Source organism: Bacillus sp. TH50, assembly GCF_016650565.1.
Classification (GTDB): Bacteria; Bacillota; Bacilli; order Bacillales; family Bacillaceae_G; genus Bacillus_A; species Bacillus_A mycoides.
On the sequence record NZ_JAEKFM010000003.1, the window covers coordinates 2,408,958 to 2,425,413 of the forward strand.

Below are 16,456 nucleotides of genomic sequence, written 5' to 3' on the forward strand. Positions count from 1 at the left end.
GGAATGAGGATTATGCAAGAATGGGGCTTGTCAGAAGAGCTCAAAATAAAAACAAAGCAGATGATTGAAATTGCTGAAAAAGAATTATCAAACATGAAGCATGCAATCGATAAAGAAGATGAATGTATTTTATGTAAAATGGAAGATATTCATCATATGTTAACAAACGTACAGACGTTAGCAGCTACATATTATATTCAAGCATATTTATCACCTTATACGGAAAGTTCACATTTCATCACTACAGCTGTCCAACATTTAAGCGCTCGAAAACACGGTGCTCTTATTATTGTGGAACGAAGTGACGCTCTTGATTCTTTCATTCAAACTGGAACGACATTAAACGCACACTTAACCGCGCCACTACTTGAATCGATTTTTTATCCAGGGAACCCTCTTCATGACGGAGCCGTTCTCATTAAAAATAATCATATTGTCTCAGCAGCTAATATTCTCCCATTAACAAAAAGCATGGAAATCAATCCTGAGCTAGGAACACGTCATAGGGCTGCAATTGGCTTATCCGAGAAAATTGATGCACTTATATTAGTTGTATCTGAGGAAACAGGGCGTACTTCATTCGCTTTAGGCGGGACGTTATATACGATTTCTTTATAGGACGAATCTTTCACTATGTAGCACTTTTTGAAACGGTAAAATAGTAAATGAAATTATATTAACCGTAACTCCAAATATATCGCCTTACCGACAAAAACTTACAATAGTCATACCATATCAATAAGAAAAGGCTATCCCAAAAATTTGAGACAGCCTTTTCTTCAAAAATTATTCTTCTCCGAAACGCTCAACAAGTGTTGCAAGTGTACGCACCATTGCACCTGTTGCTCCAGATGGTCCTAAATCATGTGCTCCTGATGTTTCAGATGTTCCAGCGATGTCTAAGTGTACCCATGGTGTTTCTTCTGCAAATTCACCAAGGAATGTCCCAGCCATAACCGCATGTCCTTCACGGCCTGGTGAGTTATTTAAATCAGCAAATTTACTGTTTTTGACACGTTCTTTATCACGTTCAAAAATCGGCAATCGCCAAATTGGCTCATCCGTTTCCATAGAAGCCTCTAACACTTGTTCAAACAACTCTTCATTATTTGTCATCGCGCCTGTTGTATGATTTCCAAGTGCAACAATTACACCGCCTGTTAATGTTGCAACATCAACTAAGTAATTTGCGCCAAGTTTCTTCGCATACGTAATACCGTCAGCTAACGCTAGGCGACCTTCTGCATCTGTATTTAATACTTCAATTGTTTTTCCGCTCATAGATGTAATAACATCATCTGGCTTAAATGCTGTACCACTTACAACGTTGTCAGTTGATGGAATAACAGCAATTACATTTTGCTCTGGGCGAAGTTCACCGATGATCTCCATCGCGCCAAGAACAGCTGCAGCTCCGCCCATATCACCTTTCATACCAACCATGCCTTCACGTGGTTTTAAAGAATAACCGCCTGTATCATATGTAATCCCTTTTCCAACAAATCCAATTACATCTTTCCACTCTTCTTTTCCTTTATAAATAAGAGCGATCATTTTTGGCGGTTCAGTAGATCCTTGGTTTACTGCAAGTAATGCACCCATACCAAGCTCTTCCATCTCTTCTTTCTCAAGAACCTTATAATCCATATCGTATTTTTCTGCTAATTCAACTGCATACTCAGCAAGCTTTGTCGCTGTTAATACGTTTGGCGGCATATTTACAAGCGTACGAGCTGAATTCGTTGCACGTCCATGTACGTATCCTACCGTTAATGCTGCTTCAATTTCTTGTGTATCTTCTGCTGTAATAGCCGTAAACTTCTCTAATTCTACACGATCCTTTTTATCTGCTTTATACGTTTGTAATTCATATGTACCAAGACCTTGTACTTCTGCCGCAATATGAGCTACATCAATCGCATCTAATTTATCTGTCACGAAAGAATCAAGTAAGATTGCTGCATCTTGTACTTTTGCTGCTTGTAACGCTTTAAACGCCTTACCAAGAGCAGCACGTAACGTTTCCGTTGTATATGACTCTTTCTTACCTAAACCAACAAAATAATAACGTTTAACATTTGTTTTTCCTAAGCTATGTACTTTTGAAATGGCTTTCTTCTTAGTTGAAAGTTCTTTTTCTTCTAATAAAACTTGTAATTGTCCTTCAAACGCTTTATCCAGTTCTTGTACAAAGCTACTCTTTTTATCTTCTTCAAATAAGGCAACAATTACCGCTTCATGACTTACTAATTCTTTTTGTACTTGAAACATGTTCAGACCCCCTAAATTTCTCTACGTCCATTATAACTTTATTTTCGATAAAATGCGACAATTCTAAATTCTGTCATTTCATATAAAGTGAAACTTTAATCAGTGGGGGTTTTACCGGCCGCAAATAGCAGGATAAAGATGCTATCTCCAATATCTTCTATGGTGAAATAAGACAAGAAAAAAGTCTAGCGTTATTGCCACTAGACTATCTTTGTTTTAAATATTGTCCACGAAACACTTGCATCGTTTCGTCTTGATTTAACATCGTTAACTCTTCTTCCGAAAACTTGCCATTTCCTATTTTCACTATATACACATTTACTTTTTTCTTACCCCATTGGCTATAAACATCTTTCACCGTATCATAATATAAATCGAGACGATTTCCTTTTATAGCACCGCCCTTATCAGCTACAACACCATATCCGTAACCTGGCACGAATAGAATTGTCCCAAGCGGGAATACGCGTAAATCGGCAGCGATTGTGGAATATAAATCCCTTTTTGCTTTAACACCTGAATATGTAATGCCATACTCTGGATGCCCCGGCCTCTTTCCAGTCGACTCTATACCTGATGTATAACCAGTTGCAGTCATTTCTATAACACGATATTTAGACCAGTCATTTGCCTGCTCTAAAGCATTTATCACTTCTTTACTCGGAGCAACTTTTTTCTCAATTTCTGCTGCATGTACTTCTTTTACACTTGTTCCTTCATATGATTTTATAATCTCTACTAAAGAAACTCCTGTGAAAGCCTGCCATGTTACGCATAATGCGAATGCAAGTAAACAAGTCATCATAATGCGAATACAATATCGTTTTAACATTTTTATATTCCACACTCCTTCATCGTTAATCATTCCCTATACGATGAAGGAATATGCAAAAAAATAATCTCCAAATTGATTGGAGATTAAAACATTTGATATCCACTTTTTCGAAGTTTTTTAATTATGATTCCCGCTAAAGCAGCACCTACTAATCCAGTAGATAGAATAAACACATCTGCGTGTCCTAAATGCGATACACTTGTCCCAAATGAAGAAAATGTTTCTTTTGGCTTTGAAAAATAGTCCCATACACTCGCTTTATTAATAATAAGCATACAAATAATCGGATATACAATAACCATTACCCACGTAGCTCGCAAAATCATGTTGAGTAAAAATCCAATTCCAAAAAATAAAATAAAGAACAACATCATTGAAATAAGTAGTACCGGTATACTCACTTCTTCTCCCTCTCCTTCGCATACGCCGTAAACACATGATAAGCCGTATAACCAAATTGCTCTCCTGGATTTAATGTTTTGTCCATTTCAAAATGCGACTCTGCTCTTCCTTCTAATAAATATTTGATGAGTACAGAAGTATTTTGATCATCTGCAATATTTTCTGGATGTAAAAAAGCTACTTCCGACAATTCTTTCTCCTGTACGATAACGTCTTCTCCCTCTGGCTCTAGAAGAAAAATAATCATATTATCACTAATTTCATTATGAATAACACCTGAGCGAATACCAATAATCCCCTTTACATGAGCAACAATGCCTGTCTCTTCCAAAATTTCACGTTTCACAGCCTCATCAACAGTCTCGCCTTCATTAACAAAACCAGCAGGTAAAGACCATTGCCCTTTCAATCCACCGTATTTTTTCTTAACGAATAGCCATCTCCCATCTTCTGTAGCTACTAAGCCACTGACAGCTAACCACACTTTCCCTCGCTTCCCCATGATATAACCTCCTCCATCAAAACGAACAGAATATTCTTTCTTTTTTTATATATTATACTATATTTTCAATACGAAAAAAGCAGAAACAGCTCATAGCCGTTTCTGCTTTTTCTACTATATATTAAAAGAACTTCAATTTACCTTTTTTAAGAACTAATAAAGGTCCGCCTAGTAAGAATAAGTAACGGTTGTCGATTACTTTCTTCATGAATGAAGCTTTCCAACCTGTTAACTTTTTACCCATAACAACGCCCATTGCATCGTCATGACCTAATGAACATACAGATCCTTTATTATCAAATGCGAACTTTTTCATTTCACCTTTGCCGCGAACTAACACAGTTAAATTGTGTGCAATATTATAACCTTCTTGAATTGCAATCTGTGCTGTTGGTGGGTATGGACGGTTAATCTCTTCGTTGATGATTAACGCTGCATCACCAACCATGAATACATCTTCATGACCTGGAGCGTGCATGTACTCATCCACTTTAATACGTCCGCGCATTGCTTCAAATCCAGACTCTTCCACAATACCATTACCACGAACACCTGCAGCCCAAACTACAGTTTCAGATTTAAGAAGCTCAGCATCATCACCGTTGGCAACGATAATACCTTCTTCAGTTGCTTCCTTAATTGCTGTACCGATGCGGAATTCTACACCTTTTTTCTCAAGTTGTTTTACAGCGTACTCTACTAATGCTGGATCGAAACCAGGAAGTGCTGTTGGAGCAGCTTCTACACAGATGATACGTGCTTTTTCACGTGGAACATCGTACTCTTTGCAAAGTTCAGGAATACGGTTTGCAAGCTCACCTACGTACTCGATACCAGTAAATCCAGCGCCACCAACAACGATTGTTACTAACTCATCACGTTTTTCAGTCGCATATTGAGCGAATTTTTCTTCCATATGCTCACGAATTTGACGAGTTGCATTAATGTTAGTGATTGAGAATGCATGCTCTTTTAATCCTTTAATTCCGAACGTTTCTGATTCGAAACCAAGACCGATTACTAAGTAATCATACTCTAATTCACCATCTTTTAAGATAATACGTTTTTCAGCAGCTTTAATCTCTACTACTGTATCTTGTACAAAGTTCACTTTATTTGTATCGATAACGTCTTGAATATCTAGACAGATTTTATCATCTTGTAATGTACCAGCTGCACTCTCATGTAACCAAGTTGCTTGGTAGTGATAGCTGTTGTTATTTACTAACGTAATTTCAGCTTCACTTACAGATAATGTTTTTTGCAGACGAACAGTCGTAATCATCCCGCCATAACCTGCACCTAAAACTACGATTTTTGGAGTCTTCACTAAATCACAACCCTTTTCTTTATATAATAGTAATAAAAATAATACCAAGTACTAAAAACTCTATTTGTCAAGAATGTGGAATTTATCACATTCTATATCATAACAAAACGCAGTCAAAAAATCGTACGAAATTTGTCATAGAAATTTAACATAATACTTCCCTATATTAGTCGGTTTCATTCCATAATTCAAGCACCTAGAGAATTATCGATATTTTAAAATAACATAGCGTTTTCAAGGGTTTTTTAGCCTTTTTTTCATGTATTTTCCTTCCGTTGTATTTTATACGATTCTAAAACATCTATACGCAAACTTACTTATTATTCAGTCGTTTCCAGAAGTATTATTAACTGAAATATGCTATCATTTATTTGAAAGTGTCATCATTTGCAGGATTTTCATGTACATATGAACAATATATGAAATCAATATTAAAATTCCATCATCTATAGGGGGAATGAAAATGACAGAAAATCAAAAAGTTTACGACATAACGATTATTGGTGGTGGCCCAACAGGACTATTCACCGCATTTTATGGCGGAATGAGACAAGCAAGTGTAAAAATTATTGAAAGCTTACCTCAACTTGGAGGGCAATTATCCGCACTATATCCCGAAAAATATATTTATGATGTAGCTGGATTCCCAAAAGTGCGCGCACAAGAGCTAGTTGATAACTTAAAAGAACAAATGAAAAAGTTCGATCCAACCGTTTGCTTAGAAGAAGCTGTTGATACTCTTGAAAAACAAGCTGACGGTATATTTAAGCTTGTTACAAATAAACAAACTCACTACTCTAAATCTGTCATTATTACTGCTGGTAATGGTGCTTTCCAACCACGCCGCTTAGAATTAGAAGGCACAGCAAAATATGAAAAGAAAAACTTACATTATTTCGTTGATGATATGAATAAATTTGCTGGAAGACGCGTCGTTGTATTCGGCGGTGGTGACTCAGCAGTAGATTGGACAATGATGTTAGAACCGATTGCGGACAAAGTTACAATTGCTCATCGCCGCGATAAATTCCGCGCACATGAACATAGCGTAGAAAGCTTAATGAATTCCCGTGCAGAAGTAAGCACACCTTACGTTCCAGTTGAACTTATCGGTGATGATACTATTGAACAAGTTGTTCTTCAGCACGTAAAAACAGAAGAAAAAATTATCATCGATGTTGATGACGTAATCGTAAACTACGGCTTCGTTTCTTCACTTGGTCCAATTAAAAATTGGGGCTTAGATATTCAAAAGAACAGCATCCTCGTGAACTCAAAAATGGAAACAAATATTCCTGGCATTTACGCTGCTGGTGACATTTGTACATATGAAGGAAAAGTAAAACTCATTGCTTGCGGCTTTGGTGAAGCACCGACAGCAGTAAACAATGCAAAAGCTTACTTCGATCCAAACGCAAAACTTCAACCAATGCATAGCTCAAGCATGTTTTAATATAGAAATGAAAAGAACTCCTTTTACATGAAAGGAGTTCTTTTGTTATAAAGATCCCTAATCCAAATTACCTCTCTTTCTTCACAGCTATGTACCTTAGAAAAAAATACCACATACTCCTAAAATATGTTACAATAAAATAGAACGTACGTTTCATTCAATGGAGGGGAATTTTATAATGAAAGAACCTATTATCATTAAGAAAGAAGCTTTCCAAGCAATCGGCGTTTCTATTACGACGACAAATGAAAAAGAGGCATCTACTGAAGGAAAAATCCCACAACTTTGGAACCAATACTTCCAAGAACAAATCATGCATCACATCCCAAATCAACAAACAAAAGAAACATTCGCTTTCTACTCAAACTACGAATCAGATGAAACTGGTACATATCAATTTACTATTGGCATGCCTGTTTCTTCATTAGAAGACGTTCCTGAAAATATGACAGCCTTAACAATACCTGCCGCAACGTATGCGGTATTTACAACGAGAAAAGGTCCTGTGTCTGAAGTCATTTGTGAAACTTGGGAATATATTTGGCAATGGTCGAAAGAAAACAAACGTGCTTTTACAACAGACTTTGAGCTTTATGACGAAAATGCAGTAGATCCAAATAACGTACAAGTGGATATTTATATTGCTTTAGCGTGAATGACAAAAAAGAAGATACCCTTTGGTATCTTCTTTTTTGTCGTTAAATAGCCACTGTGCAAATTCATTATTATTGTCTACAATGAGAAAGTGCAGTATAGAAATATTAGAAACTGTATAAAGTGAAACTATACTCAGTGGGGGTTTTTGTTCATCCCCCACTGAATATTAGCCTTCACCAATCGGGCGTTTACGGGCAGCCCGACTCCCGCCTAACTTCTTTGCCCTAGCCCAATTTTGAGGTGGGAGTTTTACTGCCCGCCAATAGCGGGATAAAACGATTGTTAATAGGTTTTTCAGTCTAAATTTGGTACATAGAAAGGAAGCAATATGGAGGAACTACAACAAAATAAATCTGCTTTAGAAGGAAGCGGAAAACCGTTATTAAAAAATACGAACTTCCTTTTTCTTTGGGCAGCTACTCTCTTTTCAAGTTTTGCTTTAGCCTTTTTTACTTTTTCACAAACATGGTACATAGCAAAAACATTAAACCTTGAGGCTTCACTCGGTATTGTTTTCGTGGCTCTTAGTGTTCCAAGACTCATCTTTATGATTATCGGCGGAGCATTAGCTGATAAATTCCCGAAAAAAAATATTATGTTTTACTCTAATATTATTCGCGCTATTCTTGTCGCAACCATTCTCACCTGGTTCATCGTCGGTGATGTAACACTATATACATTTGCTTTATTCGCATTGTTCTTCGGACTTGCTGACGCTTTCTTCTGGTCAGCAGATGGATCTATTCTGCCTGAACTTGTAGAAAAGAGCCGTTTAACACAAGCAAATTCACTTACTCAAATGACAAACCAAGGATCGGTCATCTTGGGCCCTGTACTTGGCGGTATTCTCATTAAATTTACGAACTATGAAACGATTTTTTCAATTACAATCCTGCTACTCATTATCGCTGCGATACTCGTTCAAAAAATACAATTTACAGTACCCGAAAAAAATGAAACAGATAAAGGCATGTTTACTTCTATTAAAGAGGGAATTTTATATGTAAAAGAATCACCATTTCTTTCAACTTTCCTCATATGTAGCGCCTTTTTAAACTTATTTTTAATCGGCCCAATGCAAGTAGGCTTCCCGCTCTTCGTCAAAAACGTTCTGCACGGTGATTCACTTCAGTTTAGTTACTTAGAAGCGTCTGTTGGCGGCGGGATGGCAATAGGAGCTGTCATTGTCGGATTAAAAAACATTAACCGCAGACGTGGTCTATTTTGTATTATCATGATGCTACTGTCTGGTATATTCTTCCTAGCCATTAACTTTAGCACCGTACTTTGGCAAGCGTTATTAGCTGGAATGTTTTACGGTATTACAATTGCGATGGCTATCGTTCCACTTATGGCAATGATTCAATCAACAGTAAAAGAAGAGATGATGGGGCGCGTTATGAGTTTACTCATGCTTTCATCGATGGGATTCATTCCGCTCTCTTACGCATTTACATCGCTTGCACTTGGAATCGGCATTCCAATTGTAACGGTTATGAAAAGCGGTGCAATCGCTGTTATCGTCTTTGTACTATTTGTAGCAATTCGTGTTCCAGTTGTAAGAAAGTTCGATTAGCTACTTGGGGTAGCACCACATCGCTATCAAGCTAAGCTTATGCAAAGTCAATTTTAGACGAGATTGTTTCTTTTTTCTAAAGGGCAAGTGTAGTTGATTGAAAGATTTGCATACGAAATAAACCCTAGCGGGTTTCACTTTTTTGAATTAAGCGGCTTGATTATCAGACAGGGTAAAATTGTAAACGACACCTAATATATCAAAGACCGTTTTTTTCTCATATCGATGAGATTTCCGCCCGTTTTGCTGTAGGAGATTGAACAGGCGAAGTAACACCTTTGATAGCTCTTGGGTGTTTTTCTTACGATTAGTCAAATGTTTTTTAGAGTTATAATTGATTAAATGCCAGAGATTTTAAGCCAATTAGAATGCAAGCCAAATACCCCTAATATGTGTCCATTTTTTACTAGGGGGAAGATATGGTACGATGGATGAAACTATGGTTTTAGGCGGCTAACCGATAATCATAGTGCATATTATGTGTAATGAGATAGAAGAGAAGCTTCAATAATTTATTTACACATGCAATGGACGCAACTTTATGACACTTGTTATAAGGTTGCGTTTTTAATTTATCGTAATACTCAACAATATGATTTTGTCCGTAACGTCGTTGTTTAATCATGTTCTGGATGATGAGGAAAAGGAGCTTCCGCAAATGTTTATTTCCACGTTTATTGATTTTATCTTTAAAAAAGGTTTTACCTGATTGAAAACGGCGTATATCAATACCAGCAAATGCATTGAGTTGCTTGTTATTGTTAAAACGAGTAATATCTCCTATTTCAGCCATCAAGCGTACGGCAGTATTCGGTCCAATCCCAGGGAGACTGCGAATGATATCGTATTCTGCGCGTTGCTCAGCTACATACACCATCTTGCTAATACAGATTTCTTTTTGGTGAAGAAGCTCTTGATAGCGCCTTGCGTATAATTTGAGCTGGTCACACAGAACATCGTTCTGAGAAACAGCAGGATAGCAAATTTTCGCTATTTCAAGTATCTGAATCGCTTTTTTCTCCGCCGTAATATTTGATATTTTTTTATTGGTATTGGCACGAATACGATTTTTTATAATGGTTTTAGAAAGACCTAAAACACAATCTGGGTGGGGAAATAGTTGAACAAAATTTAAAAACAAATCAGATTTACTAGTAAATATTCTTTCCAATTCTGGAAATGTTAATTGGATTACTTTATGCATACGGCCGCGAATTATTGATAATTCATCATCCAGTTCACTATATAATCTAGAAAGAGATTTTAACTGATAGAATAAATTATCAGTTCCGGTAGATACCCTTCGGGTAACTGTAAAATGAGTGAGAGCTAATCGGTGTGCGTCGCTTCGGTCTGTCTTATGAATCCGCAAGGAATCACATTGTATTTTGGCTTCTAATGGGTTTAATAAACAATATGTATACTGGTTATTTTGCATAAATCGTTCTAGCTGTCTGGAATAGATCCCTGTTGCTTCGAACACAATTTCAGGTGATTCGCCGGTTTCATCTGTAAGCTTATGTATCTTTTCTTGTAGCTTTTTAAAATCAGGCTTAGAATGCTTGATTTCACTTTCGAATACGCATTGTTTTTGTGCATTATAAATTACCATATAACTTTTACCCATACTGATATCAAATGCAATAACGTGTTTCATATAGCGCCTCCTCAGGTGGAATTGAAGTCTTCAACTTACACTTATCGATTCTCATTTCTTATACACGATCTCGAAGACCAACATACTAAAAACTGATTCAAATAAGGTAAGTGAAGAAGGTCAGTTTTGTATACGGATTCAGGATCCCAAAACACCCACGACCTCCTCTTCACTTCTACTATATAAAAAATAGTAGTGCGAACCAATGCCTTGGTCTGCACTACTAATCTTAGTATGTTTTGTATAGTTTGGAATAGAAGAAAATAGTCTTTAATCATATATATGGCTTTATACTCACTAAGCTCTCGTTTTTTCTTCATGAGGAGCAATTGGCGCATTTGAAACATGATAGAAGAACAGAATAGAATGGCAATCAACTGACCATATAAATGGCACTCCAATCGTTCTGGTTTTATCTTTTTACAATGATAAATTTGAAAGAATGACTTCCACGTTTTAAATAAAATTTCGATTTGCCAACGCAAAGAATACCAGTCATGTACCTGTCCCATCGGGACAATATCTGTAGGGGTGTTTGTCATATATACATTGATACCACTGAGTCGTTTACTACGAGGAGAATACTTCATTCCTTTCTTTTTTTCTCTTACAGCTTGATCTTGTAATCGTTTTTGTCGCTGTTGTTTTATTAATCGATGAACAATTACACGAGCTGGCACTTTATCAATCATTCCTACATAAGCATCAGCTATTTCACATGTTTGTCCTGGTTGAAGGGAGTTCATTAACGTCTCCATATCTATCTGTATATACTCTGTACCTTTCTTAATTCTTCCATCTTGAAAATAATCAGGGTTAGGATTTTTTTGATAAATACGTGTATTTGACTTGATACGAGAGATATAGTAGGCCTCTTTATCTTGTATATATTGAAGGTCTTTTAAATGAAAATAACCTAAATCTCGGATACATAAATCATTCGCTGTCACAGTTGGGGCACACAGAGCGCCGTAAGTGCGATCATGTTGTTTACCTGGACCTGTATGAATATGTAGGAACTGTCCACTTAACAAATCATACTCAAGTTGAATTTTTATCCCAGCTGTATGGCTGCATCCTCCTACACCTGGATAAACCGATGAAAATACATCCGGGAGTTGAAATGCAGTTGAATCTAAAATACGAATACGCTTGAAAACAGAAGTATATGGAGAAGAAATCGGCATAGATGAGATCAGTTTTTGGTTTAGTAGTTCAGCTAGTATGTGTTGTAAAAGTTGGACGGCCGCCTTATTAAATCGTTGATTCAGTCCTTCAGGACTGATAAGTACTGCTGTTGATGCTTCTAAACAGCTAGATAACTGAGTTAAAGAAGTCATAGCTACATTTTGGCTCACCCATACACATAAAGCGACTAAATCTTTTGCTTGGTACTTACTGGTTCGTTGTACAAAACCAACATCTCTAGCAAGATCCCGTAAGGTATTTGGAGATAAAAAACTTTGAATCTCTTGAGCAAATAGTTGTAATTCGTCAGGCACAGAAACAGACATAAAAAACGCCATCCTTTCCTATGATTCTACAGAAAGAATAGCGCATTTTTTCATTTTAGGGGCATTTCTTTTTATTAGCTTGATAGCGATGTGGTGGGACCCCTATATATGCTTTATTCTCTTTTGTTTTATTTTGCACCAGAACCTAAAGAAAACGTACCAGAGCATTTACAGATCATGTTCCATAAAGCTATAAAAATGCCTATATTAAAGAATTTACCTAATAAATTATTATAGGACTTGATTTTTCAAGTCCTTTTTTTGTTGTTAATTCGTGTGTCCCTTTTCGAGGATACACGGAAATCTCTAAAACTAATGATATATCAACCTTTTTTGAATTTTTCAAGCCCTTTTCTCCATTGCATTTCGAAATTCGACTGGTTTTTAGTTTTCGCCAAGCCGAACAGACCAAAAACGGGTTAAGTTGCTCGACTTGGACTAGCAATTATACCAGCCGAACCGTCAGTCCTTCTGTTCGAAATATTATCTTATTTTCGTACAGATCAACGCTATGTAGGGTTTAGCCCTCACACGACTAGTCAGTACTCACACCCAAAAACACGGGGGAACAACATGGATTATTTGTTTTTATAAATAGCACTTTAAAATCATATATTTATGTACTGTAATTTACACTTTGTTAAATTATTATTTTATACAAATTAATATTATCAAATATCTATTGTTATTAATAGACTTGTTTGAATGTTTCGTATTTTATATCATTTATACATGAGAGATACTAAAAAATATAGTTTTATTATCTCTAAATTTTGTGGAAATAGGAGAGGTAATGGTAGATGCAAATGAGAATTATAGCAGGTATGATTTCTTTTGTATTATTGCTTAGTTTTACTTTACCATCATTTGTTGATGCAGCTGTTGCATCTGAAGATGATGGAATTATTGAAGAGTATATCCCTGAAATTAACATTGGTGTTGACCTATCAAATGTTGATGTTTCTGGTTTTGATTTTAAAAATTTTGAAGAGGAATATGATTTTTTAGTAAATGATCCTGTATTTTTACAATTAGAAGCTGAAGTAAGTAAACCAAGAGTTGAATATATTATTGAAAAAAATCCTTTTACTGGTGAATTAATTGTTAAGAAAGAAATATTACCCGCTATTGTTTTAGGTGCATTAAGAGTTTTAATTTCAAAAGTAGGTAGAAAAGCTGCAGATAGAGCCTGGGCAGTGGCACGTCCCCATGTACAAAAAGCACTCAATTATCCAAAACAATATATTTTAGAAGCAGGTAAAGGTGGAATGATAATACAAGTACGTTCTAAAGCAAATGGAACAAGGGTTTTTGCTTTGGATTATCATTATATTGATGGAAAAGGTCCTATTTTACATTATCATAGTCCTCCCAATGTGAAGGATCACAAATATTTTTGGTAATTTCTAAGGAGCTTATTTTTATGCATAAATACATTTTTGAAGATTCAGTGCATGCTCATTTATATCATTATAAAAACATAGAAGATATTTTTATGTATGAAGCTATAGCTTATAAAGTATGTAAACGAGATTTATGGGTAGTATATTTTGATATTTCCTATTACGATGATTTATTGGATTATCAATTTTCGGAGTATCCTTTTTATGATAAGTATGGGTATGAAATTTTTCATATTCATAAAAAAGATTTAGATGAGTGTGAAGGAAATAAAATGTTTACTAATTGGTTAATTGTAAATTCAATTATTTAGTTGTATAAAAAATGTTTGTCAACGGTAAGCGAAGTGAAGAGCATTAGGGAGTTGGTAAACTCATTATCCCCAAATCCTCTTGATGTACCAAAACGATAAACATTTTGGCCTGCCAACCGGCGAGGGATCCCCCTCAAAATGGTTCTGGTGCAAAAACTTCAAGGTAATTACAAGTAATCTCTAAAATTTGGACATACTGATACTATTACTCTAAAAAGGTGTATGATCGGTATGGAAAAGAAAAATTGGTTCAAATGGAAGCACTATCAGCCTGATATTACTTTATTAAGGGGTAGTACCACATGCCCATCAACCTAAGATTTTGAAGTATCCCCAAAACGAAAATTTCTTCTTTTCATAGTTGTCCATAGAAATTTAGTTCGTGTTTTTCGTTTTGGGGAAGAATGTATTTCTTAACTTGATAACGATGGGGGGTTCCAAAAATACTAGAAAATATAAAACAGAATATTAGAAACTTTATGTTAAAATAAGTATATTGAGATGATGATACTTATTCAAAAAAGAAATTCGTTTCATATTCATTATTTCACAAAAAATTGTAGGAGGAGAAATGAATGGATTTACATATTACGAAAGAATTAAATGTAACTAATAAAAACAACATTAATAATAAACTTTATGAGTATAATTTAAAGCATTTCCCTAGAGATTTACGAGGGAGATATCAGGAGATTAATTTATTCCTTCAGGATAAAGACAGCAAGGTTTACGGAGGAATATTAGGTGAAATTTGCTGGAATTGGTTAGAGATTCATACTTTTATAATTGATGAAGATATACGCAAACTAGGTTATGGAACTAAACTTTTATTAGAAATCGAACAAATAGCTTTAGAAAAAAATTGTGATTTCATAAAAGTAGATACTTTAAGTTTTCAAGCATTAGACTTTTATAAAAAACATGGTTATCATGAGTTTGGAGTCCTTGATAATGTCGGCAGAGACTTTAAGCATTACTATTTAAAAAAAGACTTATAGGGGTAGCGTAACATTGCTATTAAGCTAAGATAAATCTGTATCCATAAAACAAAAAAAGCGCTATTCTTTTTGTAGAAATATACAGAAAGGATGGCGTTTTTGATGAACCCAATCATCTCAAATGAACTGAATCTTTTCGCACAAGAGCTACAATACTTTTTATCTCCAGTAGTCCTACAAGATATCGCCAAACAAGTTGGCTTTGTACAACGATCTAGTAAGTATCAAGCAAACGAACTCATTGCCCTTTGCGTATGGCTCAGTCAAGAAATCGCTAGCACATCACTTACACAATTGTGCAGTCAGTTAGAAGTTTCCACTGGGGTACTTATGAGCTCAGAAGGACTGAATCAACGCTTTAATCCAGCAGCTGTCGCATTTCTTCGAGAAGTCTTTACTTCTCTTCTCACACAAAAACTCTGTTCAAGTCACTCACTGTCTGCACACGTGATCTCTACTTTCAATCGTATCCGTATTTTAGATGCAACAGTGTTTCAACTTCCTGACCATTTCGCCACTGAATATCAAGGTTCAGGTGGGAGTAGTAATACCGCAGGCGTGAAAATCCAATTGGAATATGATTTACTTAGTGGTCAATTTCTTAACGTACAGCTTGGGCCAGGAAAGAATAATGATAAAACATACGGTACCACCTGCCTTGAAACCGTAGAGGCGGACGATTTGTGTTTACGTGATTTTGGTTACTTCGATTTAGGAGACTTACAAACCATTCATGATGAAGAGGCTTACTATATCTCGCGGTTGAAGTTGAATACACGCATTTATATCAAGAACCCTGAACCAGAATACTTCAACAATGGTACGTTAAAAAAGCAAACAGAATACATTCAGCTTGATATGACACAAATGATGTCTGGTCTAATCCCTGGTGAAACGATGGAAATCCCCGAGGCATACATTGGCCAAAATCAGAAGCTTCCAGCACGTGTTATTATCCATCGTTTAACCGATGATCAAACGCAAACACGTCTGAAAAACCAAGCGATACGTGAAAAGAAGAAAGGGATTGTCATGAAGGATAAAAGTAAACGTTTAATGGGCATGAATGTATATATCACGAACACGTCGCTAAAAGAAGTGCCGACGAACTACGTGCATTCATTATATTCACTTCGTTGGCAGATCGAAATTTTATTTAAAACATGGAAGTCATTCTTTGAAATTGATGAATGTAAAAATATAAAAAGAGAACGCCTAGAGTGCCATTTATATGGACAACTCATCGGCATTCTCCTCTGTTCTTCTACGATGTTCCAAATGCGACAGTTTCTGCTTGAAAAGAAAAAGCAGGAGCTGAGTGAATACAAAGCGATTTATATGATTAAAGATTACTTTCCGTTACTGTTTCAAGCAATAGCTGTTGGCACAGAAGAACTTTTAAAAATTCTTCATCGCCTTTATAAGCTGCTCAAAAAGAACGGTCGTAAATGTCATAGGTATAAGAAGATGACCGTCTTTGATATTCTAGGGATTGTGTATAAAACGACGGTGAAGCATAGACAAGCTGCCTAGCGAAAAAATCAAAT

Annotated in this window: 15 protein-coding genes and 1 pseudogene; 8 read left to right on the forward strand and 8 right to left on the reverse strand. The window is 35.9% G+C overall.

The features are described 5' to 3' along the window. Window positions 1–12: 12 nt before the first annotated feature. Window positions 13–618 (forward strand): sporulation-specific diadenylate cyclase CdaS, encoded by a 606-nt coding sequence (gene cdaS / locus JFU23_RS12605; protein ID WP_002067925.1) that lies wholly within the window; start codon window positions 13–15, stop codon window positions 616–618. A 168-nt stretch (window positions 619–786) separates the two neighbouring features. Here cdaS and pepA read toward each other — a convergent pair whose 3' ends face one another. The 5 genes from pepA to JFU23_RS12630 all read right to left on the reverse strand — a co-directional run bounded on the left by pepA (window position 787) and on the right by JFU23_RS12630 (window position 5,340). Further along, entirely contained in the window at window positions 787–2,271 is a 1,485-nt protein-coding gene (gene pepA / locus JFU23_RS12610) for a cytosol aminopeptidase (protein ID WP_201032011.1), read from the reverse strand. 205 nt (window positions 2,272–2,476) lie between these two features. Continuing rightward, window positions 2,477–3,103 carry a 3D domain-containing protein gene (locus tag JFU23_RS12615; RefSeq protein ID WP_085313020.1) on the reverse strand — a complete coding sequence of 209 codons (627 nt, stop codon included), beginning with the start codon at window positions 3,101–3,103 and terminating at the stop codon, window positions 2,477–2,479. Window positions 3,104–3,189: 86 nt separating this feature from the next. Continuing rightward, window positions 3,190–3,507, reverse strand: a complete 318-nt coding sequence (locus tag JFU23_RS12620) for a YuiB family protein (RefSeq protein WP_002089308.1) — start codon at window positions 3,505–3,507, stop codon at window positions 3,190–3,192. After that, window positions 3,504–4,010: an NUDIX hydrolase gene (locus tag JFU23_RS12625; protein ID WP_002015875.1), complete on the reverse strand. Its 507-nt coding sequence runs from the start codon at window positions 4,008–4,010 to the stop codon at window positions 3,504–3,506. Before JFU23_RS12625 ends, JFU23_RS12620 begins: the two co-directional genes overlap by 4 nt. Before the next feature lie 121 nt (window positions 4,011–4,131). Beyond that, entirely contained in the window at window positions 4,132–5,340 is a 1,209-nt protein-coding gene (locus JFU23_RS12630; protein ID WP_002067919.1) for an NAD(P)/FAD-dependent oxidoreductase, read from the reverse strand. A 463-nt stretch (window positions 5,341–5,803) separates the two neighbouring features. On the opposite strand from JFU23_RS12630, the gene JFU23_RS12635 reads away from it, so the two are divergent. The 3 genes from JFU23_RS12635 (at window position 5,804) to JFU23_RS12645 (ending at window position 9,026) form a co-directional block, all read left to right on the forward strand. After that, on the forward strand, window positions 5,804–6,793 hold the full coding sequence (locus JFU23_RS12635) for an NAD(P)/FAD-dependent oxidoreductase (RefSeq protein WP_012261913.1): 990 nt from the start codon (window positions 5,804–5,806) through the stop codon (window positions 6,791–6,793). 178 nt (window positions 6,794–6,971) lie between these two features. Then, a complete protein-coding gene (locus JFU23_RS12640) occupies window positions 6,972–7,448 on the forward strand; it encodes a GyrI-like domain-containing protein (protein WP_002191058.1) in 477 nt (158 codons plus the stop codon). A 330-nt stretch (window positions 7,449–7,778) separates the two neighbouring features. After that, window positions 7,779–9,026, forward strand: coding sequence for an MFS transporter (locus tag JFU23_RS12645; RefSeq protein WP_201032012.1), 1,248 nt, complete (start codon window positions 7,779–7,781; stop codon window positions 9,024–9,026). Window positions 9,027–9,173: 147 nt separating this feature from the next. Here the strand turns inward: JFU23_RS12645 and JFU23_RS12650 are convergent. The 3 genes and pseudogenes from JFU23_RS12650 to JFU23_RS12660 all read right to left on the reverse strand — a co-directional run. Continuing rightward, window positions 9,174–9,329, reverse strand: a pseudogene (locus JFU23_RS12650) (IS4 family transposase); the annotation flags it as partial. A 142-nt stretch (window positions 9,330–9,471) separates the two neighbouring features. Further along, the gene (locus JFU23_RS12655; RefSeq protein ID WP_201031483.1) at window positions 9,472–10,683 is read right to left on the reverse strand and encodes an IS110 family RNA-guided transposase; all 1,212 of its coding nucleotides are present in this window, start codon (window positions 10,681–10,683) and stop codon (window positions 9,472–9,474) included. 41 nt (window positions 10,684–10,724) lie between these two features. Next, window positions 10,725–12,197, reverse strand: coding sequence for an IS4 family transposase (locus tag JFU23_RS12660; RefSeq protein WP_201032013.1), 1,473 nt, complete (start codon window positions 12,195–12,197; stop codon window positions 10,725–10,727). Between the two features lie 806 nt (window positions 12,198–13,003). Here JFU23_RS12660 and JFU23_RS12665 point away from each other — a divergent pair. The 4 genes from JFU23_RS12665 (at window position 13,004) to JFU23_RS12680 (ending at window position 16,442) form a co-directional block, all read left to right on the forward strand. After that, entirely contained in the window at window positions 13,004–13,600 is a 597-nt protein-coding gene (locus JFU23_RS12665; RefSeq protein WP_201032280.1) for a hypothetical protein, read from the forward strand. Between the two features lie 20 nt (window positions 13,601–13,620). Beyond that, complete coding sequence (locus JFU23_RS12670; RefSeq protein WP_201032014.1) at window positions 13,621–13,911, forward strand: DUF3986 family protein; 291 nt, start codon at window positions 13,621–13,623, stop codon at window positions 13,909–13,911. A 575-nt stretch (window positions 13,912–14,486) separates the two neighbouring features. Beyond that, window positions 14,487–14,909, forward strand: coding sequence for a GNAT family N-acetyltransferase (locus tag JFU23_RS12675; RefSeq protein WP_098140059.1), 423 nt, complete (start codon window positions 14,487–14,489; stop codon window positions 14,907–14,909). A gap of 102 nt (window positions 14,910–15,011) precedes the next feature. Beyond that, window positions 15,012–16,442 carry an IS4 family transposase gene (locus JFU23_RS12680; protein WP_201032015.1) on the forward strand — a complete coding sequence of 477 codons (1,431 nt, stop codon included), beginning with the start codon at window positions 15,012–15,014 and terminating at the stop codon, window positions 16,440–16,442. Window positions 16,443–16,456: the final 14 nt, after the last annotated feature.

What these genes read in the sequence shown, in the direction of transcription:
- JFU23_RS12635 (WP_012261913.1), top strand. Translation starts at nt 5,804, where the DNA reads ATGACAGAAAATCAAAAAGTTTACGACATAACGATTATTGGTGGTGGC.
- JFU23_RS12670 (WP_201032014.1), top strand. Translation starts at nt 13,621, where the DNA reads ATGCATAAATACATTTTTGAAGATTCAGTGCATGCTCATTTATATCAT.
- JFU23_RS12655 (WP_201031483.1), bottom strand. Translation starts at nt 10,683, where the DNA reads ATGAAACACGTTATTGCATTTGATATCAGTATGGGTAAAAGTTATATG.
- JFU23_RS12640 (WP_002191058.1), top strand. Translation starts at nt 6,972, where the DNA reads ATGAAAGAACCTATTATCATTAAGAAAGAAGCTTTCCAAGCAATCGGC.
- JFU23_RS12645 (WP_201032012.1), top strand. Translation starts at nt 7,779, where the DNA reads ATGGAGGAACTACAACAAAATAAATCTGCTTTAGAAGGAAGCGGAAAA.
- JFU23_RS12680 (WP_201032015.1), top strand. Translation starts at nt 15,012, where the DNA reads ATGAACCCAATCATCTCAAATGAACTGAATCTTTTCGCACAAGAGCTA.
- JFU23_RS12615 (WP_085313020.1), bottom strand. Translation starts at nt 3,103, where the DNA reads ATGTTAAAACGATATTGTATTCGCATTATGATGACTTGTTTACTTGCA.
- cdaS (WP_002067925.1), top strand. Translation starts at nt 13, where the DNA reads ATGCAAGAATGGGGCTTGTCAGAAGAGCTCAAAATAAAAACAAAGCAG.
- pepA (WP_201032011.1), bottom strand. Translation starts at nt 2,271, where the DNA reads ATGTTTCAAGTACAAAAAGAATTAGTAAGTCATGAAGCGGTAATTGTT.
- JFU23_RS12675 (WP_098140059.1), top strand. Translation starts at nt 14,487, where the DNA reads ATGGATTTACATATTACGAAAGAATTAAATGTAACTAATAAAAACAAC.
- JFU23_RS12660 (WP_201032013.1), bottom strand. Translation starts at nt 12,197, where the DNA reads ATGTCTGTTTCTGTGCCTGACGAATTACAACTATTTGCTCAAGAGATT.
- JFU23_RS12665 (WP_201032280.1), top strand. Translation starts at nt 13,004, where the DNA reads ATGAGAATTATAGCAGGTATGATTTCTTTTGTATTATTGCTTAGTTTT.
- JFU23_RS12625 (WP_002015875.1), bottom strand. Translation starts at nt 4,010, where the DNA reads ATGGGGAAGCGAGGGAAAGTGTGGTTAGCTGTCAGTGGCTTAGTAGCT.